At 71.8% G+C, this 15,703-nt stretch carries 14 protein-coding genes; all 14 read right to left on the bottom strand.

Features of this window, described 5'->3' with window-relative positions; all coding sequences use genetic code 11:
• Positions 1–84 precede the first annotated feature (84 nt).
• The 14 genes from Psi01_RS04665 to Psi01_RS04600 all read right to left on the bottom strand — a co-directional run bounded on the left by Psi01_RS04665 (position 85) and on the right by Psi01_RS04600 (position 15,572).
• Positions 85–861 carry a TIGR03936 family radical SAM-associated protein gene (locus tag Psi01_RS04665; RefSeq protein ID WP_239127093.1) on the bottom strand — a complete coding sequence of 259 codons (777 nt, stop codon included), beginning with the start codon at positions 859–861 and terminating at the stop codon, positions 85–87.
• 164 nt (positions 862–1,025) lie between these two features.
• A complete protein-coding gene (locus tag Psi01_RS04660; RefSeq protein ID WP_204062678.1) occupies positions 1,026–2,951 on the bottom strand; it encodes a TIGR03960 family B12-binding radical SAM protein in 1,926 nt (641 codons plus the stop codon).
• 17 nt (positions 2,952–2,968) lie between these two features.
• On the bottom strand, positions 2,969–3,868 hold the full coding sequence (locus tag Psi01_RS04655) for a phosphotransferase family protein (protein WP_204062677.1): 900 nt from the start codon (positions 3,866–3,868) through the stop codon (positions 2,969–2,971).
• A 1-nt stretch (position 3,869) separates the two neighbouring features.
• A complete protein-coding gene (locus Psi01_RS04650; protein ID WP_204062676.1) occupies positions 3,870–5,288 on the bottom strand; it encodes an NsdA family TPR-like regulatory protein in 1,419 nt (472 codons plus the stop codon).
• A 101-nt stretch (positions 5,289–5,389) separates the two neighbouring features.
• Complete coding sequence (locus Psi01_RS04645; RefSeq protein WP_204062675.1) at positions 5,390–5,620, bottom strand: hypothetical protein; 231 nt, start codon at positions 5,618–5,620, stop codon at positions 5,390–5,392.
• Between the two features lie 149 nt (positions 5,621–5,769).
• Entirely contained in the window at positions 5,770–6,930 is a 1,161-nt protein-coding gene (rodA, locus tag Psi01_RS04640) for a rod shape-determining protein RodA (protein WP_239127115.1), read from the bottom strand.
• On the bottom strand, positions 6,927–9,020 hold the full coding sequence (gene mrdA, locus Psi01_RS04635; RefSeq protein WP_204062673.1) for a penicillin-binding protein 2: 2,094 nt from the start codon (positions 9,018–9,020) through the stop codon (positions 6,927–6,929). Before mrdA ends, rodA begins: the two co-directional genes overlap by 4 nt.
• A complete protein-coding gene (gene mreD / locus Psi01_RS04630; protein ID WP_204062672.1) occupies positions 9,017–9,544 on the bottom strand; it encodes a rod shape-determining protein MreD in 528 nt (175 codons plus the stop codon). The genes mrdA and mreD overlap by 4 nt, the downstream gene beginning before the upstream one ends.
• Entirely contained in the window at positions 9,531–10,445 is a 915-nt protein-coding gene (gene mreC / locus Psi01_RS04625) for a rod shape-determining protein MreC (RefSeq protein ID WP_204062671.1), read from the bottom strand. Before mreC ends, mreD begins: the two co-directional genes overlap by 14 nt.
• 1 nt (position 10,446) lies before the next feature.
• Positions 10,447–11,478 carry a rod shape-determining protein gene (locus Psi01_RS04620; protein ID WP_204062670.1) on the bottom strand — a complete coding sequence of 344 codons (1,032 nt, stop codon included), beginning with the start codon at positions 11,476–11,478 and terminating at the stop codon, positions 10,447–10,449.
• A gap of 198 nt (positions 11,479–11,676) precedes the next feature.
• Positions 11,677–12,087, bottom strand: a complete 411-nt coding sequence (gene ndk, locus Psi01_RS04615; RefSeq protein ID WP_204062669.1) for a nucleoside-diphosphate kinase — start codon at positions 12,085–12,087, stop codon at positions 11,677–11,679.
• Between the two features lie 91 nt (positions 12,088–12,178).
• On the bottom strand, positions 12,179–13,897 hold the full coding sequence (locus Psi01_RS04610) for a hypothetical protein (protein ID WP_204062668.1): 1,719 nt from the start codon (positions 13,895–13,897) through the stop codon (positions 12,179–12,181).
• An 11-nt stretch (positions 13,898–13,908) separates the two neighbouring features.
• On the bottom strand, positions 13,909–14,283 hold the full coding sequence (locus tag Psi01_RS04605) for a DUF4233 domain-containing protein (protein ID WP_239127091.1): 375 nt from the start codon (positions 14,281–14,283) through the stop codon (positions 13,909–13,911).
• Positions 14,280–15,572, bottom strand: coding sequence for a bifunctional folylpolyglutamate synthase/dihydrofolate synthase (locus Psi01_RS04600; protein WP_204062667.1), 1,293 nt, complete (start codon positions 15,570–15,572; stop codon positions 14,280–14,282). Before Psi01_RS04600 ends, Psi01_RS04605 begins: the two co-directional genes overlap by 4 nt.
• Between the last annotated feature and the right edge of the window lie 131 nt (positions 15,573–15,703).

The following is a 15,703-nucleotide window of genomic DNA, read 5'->3' as shown; positions in this document are numbered from 1 at the left end:
CCCGTCAGCTCCCGGGCGCGTCTCCGCGCCGCGCGGGAGCTCTCGTCTCTCGCTGTCCGCCGGGCGTGCGCCCGGCGCCAAGTCCTATAGGTCGCCGTCGACGTGCTCGCCCGCCGGTCCCGTTTCGCCGCCGCGCGAAGTGTCGCGGTCAAGGTCGAACGGGTCGACGGGGCCACCGGTGCGCACGTCCAGCGGCCCCTGCGCCAGCCTGGTCACCTCAGGGGGTGACGGCGGCGCGAAGTCGGCCACGAGACGCAGTCCGGTGAGGACGTCGTCGGGTCGAACGGCAGGAGTTGCGTGCCGTACAACCATGCGAAGTATGACACATGACTGACTGGTCGCCTGACCTGCTGTTGTCCCGCTCCCCTCGGCAGTGGTCAGGCTCAGCACCGCTTCCCGCGCGTCGAAGCGGCGCATCCCCTTCTTGGTCAGACGCTCCACCTCGATCCGCTCGGCGGCGTTGAACCGCGCGACCGCGACCGCGGCGAGGGCGGGGTCGGCTCCCGGCAGGCGCAACTCCCACGCCGAACACTCCAGGCGGTCGGCCAGGCTCCCCGAGCCCGCCTCGACGACGTCGAGAACGTCGAGACCCGGCGGCAGCGAGCCGTCCAGGGCGGCTTTGAGCCGGCCGGGATCACACTGCCGCGTCACGCTGATCTCGAGGTACTCGGCCTCGCTGGCGACTCCGGTCGGGGCGGCCGCCCCCACGTAGGAGATCTTCGGATGAGGTGAGAAGCCCGCACTGAACGCCACGGGGACCTCGGCCCGGCGTACCGCCCGTTCGACGGCTCGGGAGATGTCACGGTGGCTGGTGAAGCGCAGGCGTCCGCGCTTGGCGTAGCGCACGCGCAGGCGCTGCACCGGGGGCGCGGGCGGAGGGCCGTCGGGAGCGGGTTTCAGAGTGCTACCGTCCTTTCTGAATCGCGACTGTCATTCCAGAATAGGTCGTGCTCACGCACCGTCCATCCGGGGCGACCGCCGGTTACGCACGCGCGGCCCCCGGCGGGGCGCCGCGCGTGCGGGGACTATACGACTGTCAGCGGCAGGAGCTTCCTGCCCGTGGGGCCGATCTGGATCTCGGTGCCCATCGAGGGGCACACACCGCAGTCGTAGCAGGGCGTCCAGCGGCAGTCCTCGACCTCGACGTCGTTGATCGCGTCCTGCCAGTCCTGCCAGAGCCACTCGCGGTCGAGCCCGGCGTCGAGGTGGTCCCAGGGCAGGACCTCGTTCTCCTCGCGCTCGCGCGTGGTGTACCAGTCGACGTCGACGCCGACCTTGGCCGCGGCGTCCATCCAGCGCTGGAAGGAGAAGTGCTCGCTCCAGCCGTCGAAGCGGCCGCCGTCCTGCCACACCGCGCGGATGACCGCGCCCACCCGGCGGTCGCCCCGCGACAGCAGACCCTCCACGATCGAGGGCTTGCCGTCGTGGTAGCGCATGCCGATGGCCCGGCCGTACTCCTTGTCGCCGCGCAGGGTGTCCTTGAGCGCCTTGAGCCGGCGGTCCACCGTCTCGTGGTCGGCCTGGGCCGCCCACTGGAAGGGGGTGTGCGGCTTGGGCACGAACCCGCCGATGGAGACGGTGCAGCGGATGTCCCGGGAACCGGTCGCCTCCCGGCCCGCCTGGATGACCTTCCTGGCCAGGTCGGCGATGCCCAGGACGTCGGCGTCCTCCTCGGTGGGCAGCCCGCACATGAAGTAGAGCTTCACCTGCCGCCAGCCCTGGGTGTAGGCGGTGGTGACGGTGCGGATCAGGTCCTCCTCGGTGACCATCTTGTTGATCACCTTGCGCATGCGCTCGGATCCGCCCTCGGGGGCGAAGGTCAGGCCGGACCGGCGGCCGTTGCGGGAGAACTCGTTGGCCAGGTCGATGTTGAAGGCGTCGACCCGGGTCGAGGGCAGCGACAGCGAGGTGTTGGTGCCCTCGTAGCGGTCGGCCAGGCCCTTGGCGACGTCGCCGATCTCGGAGTGGTCGGCGCTGGACAGCGAGAGCAGTCCCACCTCGTTGAAGCCGGACGCCTTGACGCCCGCCTCGACCATGTCGCCGATCGTGGTGATGGACCGCTCGCGCACCGGACGGGTGATCATCCCGGCCTGACAGAAGCGGCAGCCGCGGGTGCAGCCCCGGAAGATCTCCACGCTGAACCGCTCGTGCACGGTCTCGGCCAGCGGGACCAGCGGCTTCTTGGGATAGGGCCACTCGTCCAGGTCCATGACGGTGTGCTTGTGCACCCGCCACGGCACGCCTGAGCGGTTGGGCGCCACCCGCCGGATGCGGCCGTCGGGGTGATAGTCGACGTCGTAGAACTTGGGCACGTAGACCCCGCCGGACTCGGCCAGCCGCATGAGCAGCCCGTCGCGTCCGCCGGGCGAGCCCTCGGCCTTCCACTCGCGGATGACCTCGGTGATCGCGATGGCGATCTGCTCGCCGTCGCCCAGCACCGCGGCGTCGAGGAAGTCGGCGATCGGCTCGGGGTTGAAGGCCGCGTGGCCTCCGGCCAGCACGATCGGGTCGTCGTCGCCGCGGTCGGCCGCCTCCAGCGGGATGCCCGCCAGGTCCAGGGCCGTCAGCATGTTGGTGTAACCGAGCTCGGTCGAGAAGGAGACGCCGAGCACGTCGAAGGCCCGCACGGGCCGGTGCGCGTCGACCGTGAACTGCGGGACGCCCTCGGCGCGCATGAGCGCCTCCAGGTCCGGCCAGACCGCGTAGGTCCGCTCGGCGAGCGTCTCGGGCATCTCGTTGAGGATCTCGTAAAGGATCTGGACGCCCTGGTTGGGCAATCCCACCTCGTAGGCGTCGGGATACATCAGAGCCCAACGGACCGTGGCCTCGTCCCAGTCCTTGACGGTCGAGTTGAGCTCACCGCCGACGTATTGGATCGGCTTGCTCACCTTCGGGAGCAGCGCTTCCAAACGCGGGAACAGAGACTCTACAGGCTGAGACTCGACAGACATGTGTCCAAGGGTATCCGCTAAAAAGGATGCCACAGGCGGTCGTCACCCGCTCGCAGGGAGTCAAGCCGGTGCCGCAGCTCGTCGCGGGCCACCGGGTCGCGGTGGGCGTTGCGCAGGATCGCGGTGAGAGTCTGCAGCTCCCGCATGTCGCGCATCACCGGATAGCCCGCCCAGACGGTCAGGTCGTGGCCGTAGGCCCGCACGAAACCGGCCCGCTGCTCCTCGGTCAGCCCGAAGCGCACGCCCTGCAGGGTGGGGATCAGGTCGGTCTCCCGCGGTCCCGCGCACACCGAGTCCCAGTCGCACAGCAGCAGGCCCTCCGGGGTGCGGATCAGGTTGCCCCGGTGGGCGTCGCCGTGGATGAGGCCGTACGGCAGCGCGAAGCGCGTCCGCTCGTAGTAGGTCTCCGCGAGCTCGTCGCAGCGCCCGAGCAGCCAGTCCAGATCGTCCCGCCCGAGCACGCGGCAGGCGTCGATCGCCCGGCGCACCGGCCCGAAGGGGTCGTGGGTCGGCAGCTCGAAGGGGACCGGCGGCAGCTCGTGCAGCCGCCGCAGGATCGTCCCCAGATCCACCGGGTCCGGCGCCGGTCCGGCATGCCGCTCGTGGTGCCAGAAGGTCACCAGGAACCCCTCCGCGGCGACCGGCTGCCGGACCTCCAGCGGCCGGACCGTGGGGAAGCCCTGGTCGGACAGCCAGCGGGTGACCCGGACGGAGGTCGCCAGCCGGTCGTACTTGCCCGGGGCCGCCGCCTGCGCCAGCCTGACCACCGCCCCCTCGGCGGGCAGGTGGTAGACCCTGTTGGCGAAGTCGCGCAGGAGCGTGACCCCCCGGGTGTCCAGCCCGGCCTTCTCACAGGCCAGCCGGAGCGCCTCGGCGGGGGTCCGGCCGAGGATCTCCCCCTCGGCGGCGATCGTCATGTCATCGGCTCCTCTCGGAGATCGCGTGCCGGGCCTGCTGCGGCAGTCCCACCGCGCAGAAGCTCTCGATCCGGCGGGCGATCCGCTCCCCGTCCGGCCGGCCGGACACCAGCGCGCGGCCGGTGTCCAGGGTGGTGCCCAGGCTGCCGATGCGCCGGTCGGGAGGGAGCGCGAGGATGGGCGCCATGGCCTCCTCCGCGCCCTCGGCGTCGCCCTCCATCAGGTGGGCGACCACCAGGTGGGCGCCGGCCATGGACTCGCAGCCGTAGGAGCGGTTCTCCGGCTCCCCCGCGGCGTACAGGGCCAGCGACTCCCGCGCCGCCTCGATGGCCCGGGCCGGGTCGCCCAGGTGCAGGTGGGTGACCGCCGCGTAGTAGCGCTCCTTGGCCGGGATGAAGGCGAACTCCCCGGAGATCTCGTCGTGCAGCTCGTCGGCCCCGGCCGCGCGGGCGTCCCGCGCGCGGGCGAGCGCCTCGGCGGCCTCGCGGGCCCGGCCCAGCAGCGCGTAGCACCGGGCCCTGAGCATGTGCAGCCGGGTCGCGCCGGAGCCCGCGCGCAGGTGGGTCAGCCCCTCCTCGGCGTACCGGGCCGCGTCGCCGTAGCGCCTGTCCCACATCGCCACCGACGACTGCATGCCGCGCGCCCAGCCCATCAGCGCCGGGTGCCCGGCCACCTTGCCGTAGGTCCACGCCGCGCGGGCGAGGGTGTCGGCGGGGATGCGGCGGTCCATGTCCATGCTGACGTTGGCCATCAGCCCGCTCAGCGCGCCGGTGAGGAAGTACAGCTCCCTGGCCTGGCCGGGGTGGATGCGCTTGTCCAGCGCCCGGCGGGTACGCTCCTGCAGCTCCCGCATCTCCACGAACAGCGGCAGCGGGGGCTCGGAGACGTAGCGTTTGCCCACCCAGATCACCTGGGTGCGCAGCCGCTCCAGCGCGCCGGAGCCCAGCTCGCTCGCCTCGGCCTGCTCGGCGTGGGTGCCCGCCTCGTCGGCGGCCGCGGCGATCAGGTCCGTCGCGGGCGGCGGCGCGGCGCGCAGCCCCTCGGGCGTGTAGTCCTGCGCGAAGCCGAGCTGGACGGGTCCGGTCTCGAAGAGCCGGCACAGCAGGTCGGTGTAGTCGCGGTCGGGCCGTCCGCCCGCCTCCCACTCGCGCCAGGAGCGCTCGCTGAGCCCGCGCCGCCTGATCCCCTGCCGGTCGCACATGGCGTGGAAGTGCTCGATGGCCTCCTCCACCGTCCAGCCGTGCGCCAGCCGCCAGCACTTGAACCTGCTCTGCTGCGGGGCGCAGGCGTGGATCTCCTCCACCATCCGCTGGATGACGGCCGCGGAGGGCGGGCCGGACAGGCCCGCCAGCGTCCTGTTGCGGATGATGGTGGCGTAGGCCAGCGTGGCGCGGTCTCCGCCACGCGAACTGTGGGTCATCGGCGCTCCCGGCCGTCTGTGCGAGGGATCGTCTTCACGCTAGTGGCCCGGCCGGTGCCGGGTGGACTGAGAACCGGCCTCCGCCGCGGAGGCCGGTCCTCTCATGAGGCGGCGCCGCCCCCGCCGATGGGCGCGATCGTCCCGCCGCTGCGGAGCTGGGCCTGGAAGAGCTGGCCGCACAGGCTGCTCGGGGTCTCGGCGAACCACACCGCCGGGGGGCTGCCCGCCGACACCGCGGCCCACCGGCCCTTGCTGAACACGATCCGGTAGTCGGGGAACGCGGTGCGCAACAGCTCCAGCGCGCGCTGCCGCTCGGCGAGCTCGGAAGTCACGGCCCCTCCGTCATCACGGGTTCCGGCGTCGTTTCCACGATGTTCGCTTTCGGCGCGGAACACCAGTGAGAGCGCGGGACCACGCGCATGCGGACGGCTCTCATGTCAGAGCGGACGCCGCCATGTCAGAGCCGTAGTCAGGGCCGTGGTCAGACCGGGTGCCGCTCGCGCATGTGGATCGCCTGGAGCAGCCCGACGGCGATCATGTTGGCGAAGGTCGCGGTGCCGCCGTAGGAGACGAACGGCAGCGGCAGACCGGTGATCGGCATGATCCCGATCGTCATGCCGACGTTGATCAGCGTCTGGAAGCCCAGCCAGCACACGATCGCGCCGGCCACCAGCATGCCGAACCGGTCCTCGCACTGGCGCGCGATCCGCAGCCCGCGCAGCAGGACCACGCCGAGCAGCACCACCACGGTGACCGAGCCGAGGAACCCGAACTCCTCGCCCGCGACGGTGAAGACGAAGTCGGTGTGCTGCTCGGGGACGAACCGGCCCATGGTCTGGCCGCCGCCGAACAGGCCCTTGCCGAACAGGCCTCCCGACCCCACGGCGTTCAGCGACTGGGTGCTGTTGTAGCCCACGCCCCGGGGGTCGGTGGCCGGATCGATGAAGGCGGTGAAGCGCGCGACCTGGTACGGCTTCAGCACGTCCATGAACCACACGGCCGCTCCCCCGGCGGCCACGGCCAGCGCCAGCAGGATGATCCAGCGTTTGCGCAGCCCGCCGAGGATGAGCACGCCGGCCGTGATCACGGCCAGGACCATCGTCGTGCCGAAATCGGGCTGCGCCATGACCAGGCCCATGGTGAGCGCGGCCACCGCCAGCGCCATCATCACGGCCAGCCCGCGCGGCCGGTCGTCGCCCTCCGCGGGCTGGGCCAGGAGCATGGCCAGCATGAGCGCCAGGCCGAGCTTGGCGAACTCCGAGGGCTGCAAGGCGAAGCCGCCGCCCAGCATGATCCAGGAGTGGGCGCCGTTGACCTCGGAGCCGACCGGTGTGATCACCAGGATCAGCCCGAGCAGCGCCCCGCCGTAAACCAGCGGCGTGTAGGCCCGCAGCACCCGGTGGTCCACCGTGGCCGCCGCCACGGCCAGCGCGACGCCGATGCCGACGTTGAGCAGGTGCTTCTTGACCAGGCCGGTGGCCCCCGGCGCCCAGGTCCTGCTGGAGGACCAGACCAGCAGCGTGCCGATCAGCAGGAGCGCCGCCACCGCGACCAGCAGCAGGCCGTCCACGCGGTGCACCGCCGAGGAGGCCACCGCCCGGCGCGTCAGGAACCGGCCCCGTGCGGCCGTCACCCGGCTCACCATGAGGTCCTCCCACCCGTGCTCACCTGGTGCGCGACCGTCCCGTCCGGCTTGATCACCGGCGGCTTGGCCGCGGGGGCCCTGGCCTTGAGCGCGCGGGGAGCGGGCGCGCCCTCGGGGGTGAACCCGTAGATGCCCTCGTAGATCTTGCGTACGGCCGGAGCCGCGCTCTCGCTGCCCATGCCGCCCTGGGACACCATGACGACGACCACGAACCGGGGGTCGTGCACGGGGGCGAACGAGGCGAACCACGAGGTGTCGGCCTTGCCGTACACCTCGGCGGTACCGGTCTTGCCGCCGATCCGCACCTTCTTCATCGGGAACCCGATGAACGCCCCGGCCGCCGTGCCGTCGGAGGCCACCTGGCTCAGCGCCCCCTTGATGTAGGCCCGCTCCTCCGCGGAGAGCGGCAGCTTGCCGCGGACCGGCGCCTTGATCTCCTTGACCTTGGTACCGTCCGGCCGCACCAGCATCCAGCCCACCCGGGGGCTGCGCAGCCTGCCGTCGGTGACCAGCGCCGCGTAGGCCGTCGCCAGCTGCAGCGGCGTCACCAGCACGTCGCCCTGCCCGATGGAGAAGTTGGCCGCGTCACCGGGGCGCAGCCGGTTGCCCTCCAGGCAGTTGTCGCGCGCCAGCGCCTTGAGGAAGTCGGCCCGCTCCTTGCTCTTCTTGGCGACCTCCGGATAGCCGACCTTGGCCCGGCGGCAGTTGTCCTCCTTGGTGGCCGCCCACACCTCCTTCTTCCAGGCGCGGTCGGGGATCCTGCCCGGCGACTCGCCCGGCAGGTCGACGCCCGTGCGACGGCCGAACCCGAAGGCCCTGGCGGTGTTCGCCATGATCTCCTTGGGCTTGCCCTTGGGCTTCATGCCGCCGTCGCGCACCCACTGCTGGAACGCCGCCCGGTAGAAGATCGTGTCGCACGACTTCACCAGCGCCTTGTGCAGGCTCATCACACCCAGCGCCTGGCCGCGGAAGTTGTTGAAGACCCGGCCGCCGACCTTGAAGGAGCCGGGGCAGTTGTAGCTGCCGTACAGCGGGTATCCGGCCCGCAGCATCGCCGTGACCGACGACATCTTGAACGTCGAGCCGGGGGCGAACTCCCCCTTGATCGCCCGCGAGACCAGCGGCTTGCCCGACTTGTCCGACAGCAGCCGCCGGTAGCCCGCCTCGGTGATGCCCCCGGTCCAGATCGCCGGGTCGTAGGTGGGGGCGCTGGCGATCGCGACGATCCGCGAGGTCCGCGCGTCCAGCACCACTCCGGCCGCGCCGTCGGCGTGCGGGGCCTTCTTCATCGCCTCGGCCAGCGCCCTCTCGGTCACCGCCTGCACCTTGGCGTCGATGCTGGTGATGAGGGTGTGCCCGGGCACCGAGGGCACCTCGTGCTCGGTCCCCAGCACCCGGCCGAGCCGGTCCACCTGCACCCGCTTGCGCCCGGGCGTGCCGCGCAGCTCGCGGTCGTACACCGACTCGAGCCCGTCCCGGCCCGCCACGTCGATCCCGGAGAACTCCGCCTTGAAGCCCTCGCGGCGGTCCAGCTCCTCTTGCGTGACCGGCTGCAGGTAGCCCAGCGCCTGCACGGCGTCGCTCTTGCCCGGATGATCCCGTACGGCCTGCTCCCTGGCGGTGACCCCCGGGAAGTCCTCCTGGTGTTCCAGGATCTGCAGGGCCTGGCGGGTGGTCACATCGACGTCGATGGGGACCGGCTGGTGGGGCGAGCCCGCCCAGCACGGACGGGAGACCGAGGGCCCGCACGGCCTGATGCGCAGGCTCAGGTCCGCGGGGTCGTGGCCGAGCACCGCGCCCAGCCGCGCCATGACGCCCGCGCCCTTGTCCTTCATCCGGCCCAGCGCCGTACGGTCCACCGAGACCACCAGCGCCGTCCGGTTGCGCACCAGCGGCCGTCCCGCGGAGTCGAGGATCTGTCCCCGTACGGCGGGCACGACGACCTCGCGCGTACGCGTCTGGGTCGCCGCGGCCACGTACTTGGCGCCGTCGACCACCTGCACCTGCCAGAGCCGGGTGCCGAGCAGCAGCAGCAGGACCAGCGTCAGCGCCTGCAGCACCCGCAGCCGTCCCCGTATGAGGCTCACGGCTGGCTCCGCACGGCGTAGCGCGCCCACGACACGGTCCGCGGGCTGCCCCGGACGATCCTCGTCACCGCCCACACCATCGGCGGCGCGGCGACCATGTTGCACAGCACCGCCGTGGGCAGCACGTCCCCGAGCGTCTCCGGGATGATCTGGACCTCACCCAGCAGCCCGCCGGCCGCCACCATGGCCGGCGGACCGGCCGCCGCGCAGGCCAGCGCCACCATGGGCCCGGCCTGGGGGCGGGCCTCCGCCACCCGGCCGGCGACGAACCCGAGCAGGCACAGCACCAGCGCGTGCTGCCCCATCACGTGCGCGACCGGCGGCAGCAGGTCGCTGGCCAGCCCGGCGGTGAACCCCATCACCGTCCCGGCCTCGGGCCCCCGGACCAGCGCGTAGCCCACCACGCCCAGCAGCGCCAGGTCCGGCGCGACCTGCCAGGGCAGCGGCACCCTGTTGACGATCATCACCTGCGCGACCATGACCGCCAGCAGCAGGCCCAGGGACATCCAGTCACGTCCCGCCATTCGGATCTCCTCCCGTCGCCCCCGCCGCCGGCTCCGGCAGCACGGGCAGGACCCCGTCACGCGGGTCCCTGCGCGGCGGCTCGACCACCACGCCCACCACTCCCAGCGCGGTCAGGTCGGCGAACGGCCGCGCGTAGGCGATCCGGGTCAGCTCGCCCGGCGTCGCCTCGACCTTCTCGATCACTCCGATCGGCACCCCCGCCACGTACGGCACGCCGCGATGGGAGCCGAAGCTCACGATCCGGTGGCCGGGGGTGAGCGGCGCGGTGGAGTCGAGCAGGCGGAACCTGAGCAGGCGGCCGTACTCACCGGCCCCGTTCACCACCCCGATCTCATCGCCGCCCTCCAGACGGCCCCCCACCGCGGAGGCGGGGTCGCTGATCAGCACCACGGTCGAGGTGGACGGTCCCACCCGGACGACCCTGCCGACCAGGCCGTCGCCGTTGAGCACCGTCATCTCCGGCCGCACCCCGTCGGCCTCGCCGACGTCGAGCTCGACGGCCTCCTCGAAGCCCGGCGCGCCCCGTCTGGCGATCACCTGGGCGGGCACGACCTTGTATCTCCCGGCCCCCGCCGCGCCGAGCATGTGCTGCAGCTCCTGGGATCTCCGGCGGTCCAGGGCCTGGGCCGCCAGCTCCTGTTTGAGACGGTCGTTCTCCCGGCGCAGCTGCTCGATCTGCCGCTGGGCCCCGGGCGCCTCCAGCAGCGCCTGGAGGAACCGGCCCACCGGCTGCACGATCCCGGAGCCCACCTGCTCGACGCCGCCCAGCACGGCCGTACCGGCCCCCTTGACCGGGGCGAGCGGAGAGCCGTCCCCCGCGCGATGGTCCACGGTCATGATCACCAGAGCCGTGGCCAGCAGCAGCCCCAGAATCGCCCGCCCCCGGCGTGTGTCCTTCATCTCAGTGCCGCGGTTCCGGTACGAGTACCTGCTGCAGGGCCTCGAAGTCCTCGACGCACTTGCCCGACCCCAGCACGACGGAGTCGAGCGCGTTGTCCACCCGGTGGATGGGCATCCCCGTCTCGTCCCTGAGCCGCTCGTCCATGCCCGCCAGCAGCGCTCCGCCGCCGGTGATCGCGATCCCCCGGTCCATCAGGTCGCCGGACAGCTCCGGCGGGCACTTGTCGAGGGTGGTCTTCACCGCGTCCACGATCGCGTTCACCGGCTCCTCGGTGGCCGCGCGGATCTCCGACGCCGTGACGATCACCGTCTTCGGCAGGCCGCTGACCAGGTCGCGGCCCCGGATCTCGGCGTGTCTCTCCTCGGAGAGCGCACAGGCCGAACCGATCGACATCTTGATCTCCTCAGCGGTGCGTTCACCGAGCATGAGGGCGTACTCCTTCTTAGCGAAGTTGATGATCGCCTGGTCCAGCTCGTCGCCGCCCACCTTGACCGACTGGCAGGTCACCACGCCGCCCATCGAGATGATGGCGACCTCGGTGGTCCCCCCGCCGATGTCGACCACCATGTTGCCGGTGGGCTGGTGCACCGGGAGGCCCGCCCCGATCGCCGCGGCCATCGGCTCCTCGACGATGTAGACCCGCCGCGCCCCGGCCTGGTATCCGGCCTCCTTCACCGCGCGCTGCTCGATGCCGGTCATCCCGCTCGGCGCGGCGATGACGATGCGCGGCTTGGCGAAGGGCCGGCGCTTGTGCACCCGCTGGATGAAGTAACGCAACATGCGCTCGGCGACGTCGAAGTCCGCGATGACCCCGTTCCGCAGCGGTCGGACGGCGACGACGTCGTTGGGTGTTCGGCCGATCATCCGCTTGGCCTCGATGCCGATCGCCAGGATCTTGCCGGTGGCCGTGTTGATGGCCACCACAGACGGCTCGTTGAGGACGATGCCACGCCCCCGGACGTAGACGAGTGTGTTGGCCGTGCCCAGGTCGACCGCCATGTCCCGGCCGAGGAACGCGAACTTGCTGCCCATGGAAGGCGCCCCTTCCTTCCGTCAGGTCCCCGGTAAGAAAACTACGGAGAGAACGTGAACCGCTACCTGACGTACCCAACAATGGGCGTTATGCGCAGATTCGCCCCACAAAAATCTCAGGGACACACAAACACCACGGGCCCCGTCCTCCCCAGGGGATGACGGGGCCCGGTGGCGCCGGGAAATCCGGTGCGAACCTCAGAAGCGGTCCGGGAAGAAAATCTTGATCTCGCGGGCGGCGGACTCGGGCGAGTCGGAGCCGTGGACCACGTTCTCGCCGATCTCCAGGGCGTGGTCGCCGCGGATGGTGCCGGGAGCGGACTTGACCGGGTCGGTCAGGCCCGCCAGGGCGCGGAACGCCTCGATGGCCCGGGGACCCTCGAGCACCATCGCTACCAGCGGGCCGGAGGTGATGAACTCGACCAGCTCGCCGAAGAACGGCCGCTCGGAGTGCTCGGCGTAGTGCGCCTTGGCGGTCTCGGCGTCCAGGGTGCGCAGGTCCATCGCCACGACCTTCAGGCCCTTGCGCTCGACGCGGGCGATCACGTCGCCGATGAGACCCCGCGCGACGCCGTCGGGCTTGATCAGGACAAGAGTGCGCTCGGACACTGATGTTCTCCTTCGAACATGGATGACTCGCAGAGTGCGGTGAACGGGCGAAGTTTATCGCCCTCGGCGCCGCCCCCCGTGCCCGGCGGGCTCACGCCCCGGCCGGCCTGTCGCCGATGGAGTCCTCCGGAGAGGCCATCGGCGAGGGCACCACCGGCGAAGTGTCGGATCCATCCGGATCGTCGGACTCCGCCCCGGTCTTCGCCGCGGTCGTGCCGGGCTTCACCACGGGCAGCGCCTCGGTCATCGCCGCGGCCACCGCGTCGGTCTTCGGCGCGGACGTCGCCGTGGTCTCCGCCGGGGCGGGCGCCACCGGGGACGCCGCGTCGGCCACCGCCTTGGGATCCGTCTCGGACGTCATCCCGGCCGCCGTGCCGGCTTTCGCGCCGGACGCCCTGCCGGTCTCCGGGACGGGTGAGCGGCGGGCCAGGACGGCGCCGAGCACGATCACCGCGACGACCAGGACGCCGCCGATCAGCGCCCACAGGTGCAGGGCGCTCACGAACGCGTCGACCAGCCCCTGCGGGGTGTCGGCCTCCTTCAGCCGGGTGAACTGGATCCCACTGCCCAGCAGGAAACCCGCGAGCACGCCGGGGAAGAACAGCGACAGCCCGAAGAGCGCGGTGCCCGCGCCGGACGGACGCAGGACGGAGGCGAGAGCCGCCGCGGTGCCGACCGCGAGCAACACGAACGGGATGATCAGCGCGGGCCCGTCGGTGGCCGGCAGCAGGAAGCGGACCGCGCACAGCCCGGCCACCACCGCCACCAGGCCGCCGGCCGCGACCGGGGGCATGAGCGACTCGCTCACCCGGTCGGCCAGCAGGGCCGCGGCCAGGGCGGCGACCCCCGCGATCAGGAAGGCCGGCCAGAGCCCGGACAGCCCCGGACCGCCCAGCCCGCCGAGCTCGACGTAGGTGACCTGGGCCGCCGTCGGCAGGACCACCACGCCCACCGCCACCATCGTGTAGGACAGGGCGCGCCCGCCCAGACCCTCGAAGGTGCCCACCGACGCCAGGCCCAGCAGGGCCACGACGGACAGCACGGCGGCGAGGATGACGAGGTCGGGAGGCCAGTCGAAGGTGGTGCCCAGCCCCAGGAGGGCGATGCCCAGCGCCGGCGTGGCGGTCATCAGCAGCCGCCCGCGCTCGGCGCCCTTCGGCCCCGGGCCCGAGGCGGTGCTCTCGCCGCCCTTGAGCCAGAGCACGAGGTAGAACCCGGCCAGTCCGAGCGCGATGCCGGTCAGCAGCGGGTACGGCTGGAGCGTGATCTGCCACGAGGTGGCCTCGTCCAGCGGCCAGAGCGCCAGCGCCTGGGCGGACAGCAGGCTCACCGCGAGCGTGCCCGCCCACACCGCGCGCAGGATCCGGGGCCGCTCCCACACCGCCACCAGCGTGGCGGGCACCAGGAGACCGGCGCCGATCCCGTGCAGGGTGCGCAGCAGCGCCACCACCATCGGGGAGTCGGCGTATCCTCCGGCCACGTCGGCGACGGCGAGCAGCGCCAGCCCGCCCACGAGGATCGGGGCCGCCCTCAGACGGCGCACGGCCACCGCGGCCAGCGGAACGGTCAGCACCATCGCCGGCAGGGCCAGCCCGTGCGCCCGGATCATCTCGATCTGGGAGACGCCCGGCGGGAGCAGGGCTGCCACCACCGAGACGGTGTTCGGGATGGCGACGATCGCCAGCGGAAGCGCCACCACGACGAGCAGTCCGAGGACGACATCGAGCAGCAAGGACAGACGAAGCGAGCGCGACGGGGCGGTGGACCCTGCGGCCACCGCCTGCGTCGGCTGCATAGGGGGGACGGCCATGTAGGCCGACTTTAGCGGGAAGTCACGCCTTCGACACGGCGAGCGACGAATATCGCGGTAATCCACAGGGCCGCGAAGATCACTCCGAGGAAGAACATGGTCGGCACGAGGAAGCCCGAGGCGATCGCGAGCACCTGGACGACACTCCCCGCGATATAGGCGAAGGGACGCTTGAGCATGCCGATGACCAGCACGCACAGGACCGCCAGGCCGATGCCGACGGCCACCGCGACCGGCGGCTCGACACCCTGGACGTTGATCGCCACCGGGGTGATGAGCCCCACGACGATCGCCTCCATGCCGAGCACGCTGGCGCACAGCCGCCGCATGCCCGGGGTGACCGTGATCATCTCTCGCCTTCCCTCCGGCGGCCGGTCCTCGCTCACCTGGCCTCCTCCACCTTGAGCAGGACCCGCGCGTCGCCCGCGGTGACCACCGAACCGGTGATCAGCACGCCGGCCCCGGCGTGCTCCCCCGCCTCGTCGGCCAGGCCGATGCCGATGTCGATGGCGTCGTCGAGCCGCTCGGCGCGGTTCACCCGCTCGGGCCCGAAGACGTCCTCCGCCAGCGCGGCGAGCGCGGCCACGTCCATCGAGCGGGGCGAGGAGTTGCGGGTCACCACGATCTCGTCGAACATCGGCTCCATCAGCTCCAGGATGCCCTGCACGTCCTTGTCCTCGAACACGGCGACCACGCCGATGAGCCGGGAGAAGCCGAAGGACTCGTGGACGGCCTCCAACGTGGCCTGGACCCCGCCGGGGTTGTGCGCGGCGTCCAGGAGGACGGTGGGGCCCCGCCGGACGACCTCCAGCCTGCCGGGCGAGCGCACCTGCAGGAACGCCTGACGGACCAGCTCGGGGTCGAGGGGGTCGTCCCCGGCCGTCAGCGCCTCCACCGCCGCCAGCGCGCAGGCGGCGTTGCCCGCCTGATGCGCGCCGTACAGCGGGAGCAGGATCTCCTCGTAGTCTCCCTTGAGGCTCTTCAGGTGGAGCAGCTGCCCGCCGATCGCCAGTTCCCGGCCCAGCACCCCGAACTCCAGGCCCTCCCTGGCCACCGTCGCCCCGACCTCCGCGGCCTTGCGCATCAGCACCTCGGCCGCGGGAAGCTGCTGCTGGGCCAGTACGGCGGTCGCACCGGGCTTGATGATGCCGGCCTTCTCCCCCGCGATGGTCGCCACGTCGTCGCCGAGGTAGTCGGTGTGGTCCAGGGAGATGGGGGTGATGACCGCCACGTTCCCGTCCGCGACGTTGGTGGCGTCGAAGCTGCCGCCCATCCCGGTCTCGACGACCGCGACGTCCACGGGCGCGTCGGCGAAGGCCGCGAAGGCCATCGCGGTGAGGGTCTCGAAGAAGGAGAGCCGCCTGCCCTGGGCGTCGATCATCTCGAGGTAGGGGGCGATGTCCTCGTAGACCTCGGCGAAACGCTCCTCGCTCAGCGGGAGCCCGTCGACGCAGATGCGCTCCCGCATGGAGACCAGGTGCGGGCTGGTGAAACGGCCGACCCGGAGGTTGCGCTCGCGCAGGATGGTCTCGATCATCCGCGTCGTGCTCGACTTGCCGTTCGTGCCGGCGACATGGACGACCTGGTAGGAGCGTTGCGGGGAACCGAGCACGTCCATGAGTGCGGCGATCCTGTCGAGAGTGGGCTCGAAGTTCCACTCGACGCCGCGTTTCATGATTTCCAGTTCAACCGCTCGATAATCCACGCTCCCAGCCTACTGACCCCGTCCGCCCCCTCCCGACCGCCGTCCGCCTCTCCCGGCACGGGCTGCTGCTCCCACCGGGACGACCTCAGGACGAATACCCC

The organism is Paraplanobispora siamensis (genome assembly GCF_016863175.1).
Taxonomy (GTDB): domain Bacteria; phylum Actinomycetota; class Actinomycetes; order Streptosporangiales; family Streptosporangiaceae; genus Planobispora; species Planobispora siamensis.
Note: the sequence above shows the minus strand (reverse complement) of the source record. Positions and strands in the feature narration are given on the sequence as shown.

Bases quoted from the DNA above. Each gene is read 5' to 3' on its own strand.
- Psi01_RS04660 (WP_204062678.1), bottom strand. From the start codon at position 2,951: ATGTCTGTCGAGTCTCAGCCTGTAGAGTCTCTGTTCCCGCGTTTGGAA.
- Psi01_RS04655 (WP_204062677.1), bottom strand. From the start codon at position 3,868: ATGACGATCGCCGCCGAGGGGGAGATCCTCGGCCGGACCCCCGCCGAG.
- Psi01_RS04650 (WP_204062676.1), bottom strand. From the start codon at position 5,288: ATGACCCACAGTTCGCGTGGCGGAGACCGCGCCACGCTGGCCTACGCC.
- mreD (WP_204062672.1), bottom strand. From the start codon at position 9,544: ATGGCGGGACGTGACTGGATGTCCCTGGGCCTGCTGCTGGCGGTCATG.
- mreC (WP_204062671.1), bottom strand. From the start codon at position 10,445: ATGAAGGACACACGCCGGGGGCGGGCGATTCTGGGGCTGCTGCTGGCC.
- Psi01_RS04620 (WP_204062670.1), bottom strand. From the start codon at position 11,478: ATGGGCAGCAAGTTCGCGTTCCTCGGCCGGGACATGGCGGTCGACCTG.
- Psi01_RS04610 (WP_204062668.1), bottom strand. From the start codon at position 13,897: ATGGCCGTCCCCCCTATGCAGCCGACGCAGGCGGTGGCCGCAGGGTCC.
- Psi01_RS04600 (WP_204062667.1), bottom strand. From the start codon at position 15,572: ATGAAACGCGGCGTCGAGTGGAACTTCGAGCCCACTCTCGACAGGATC.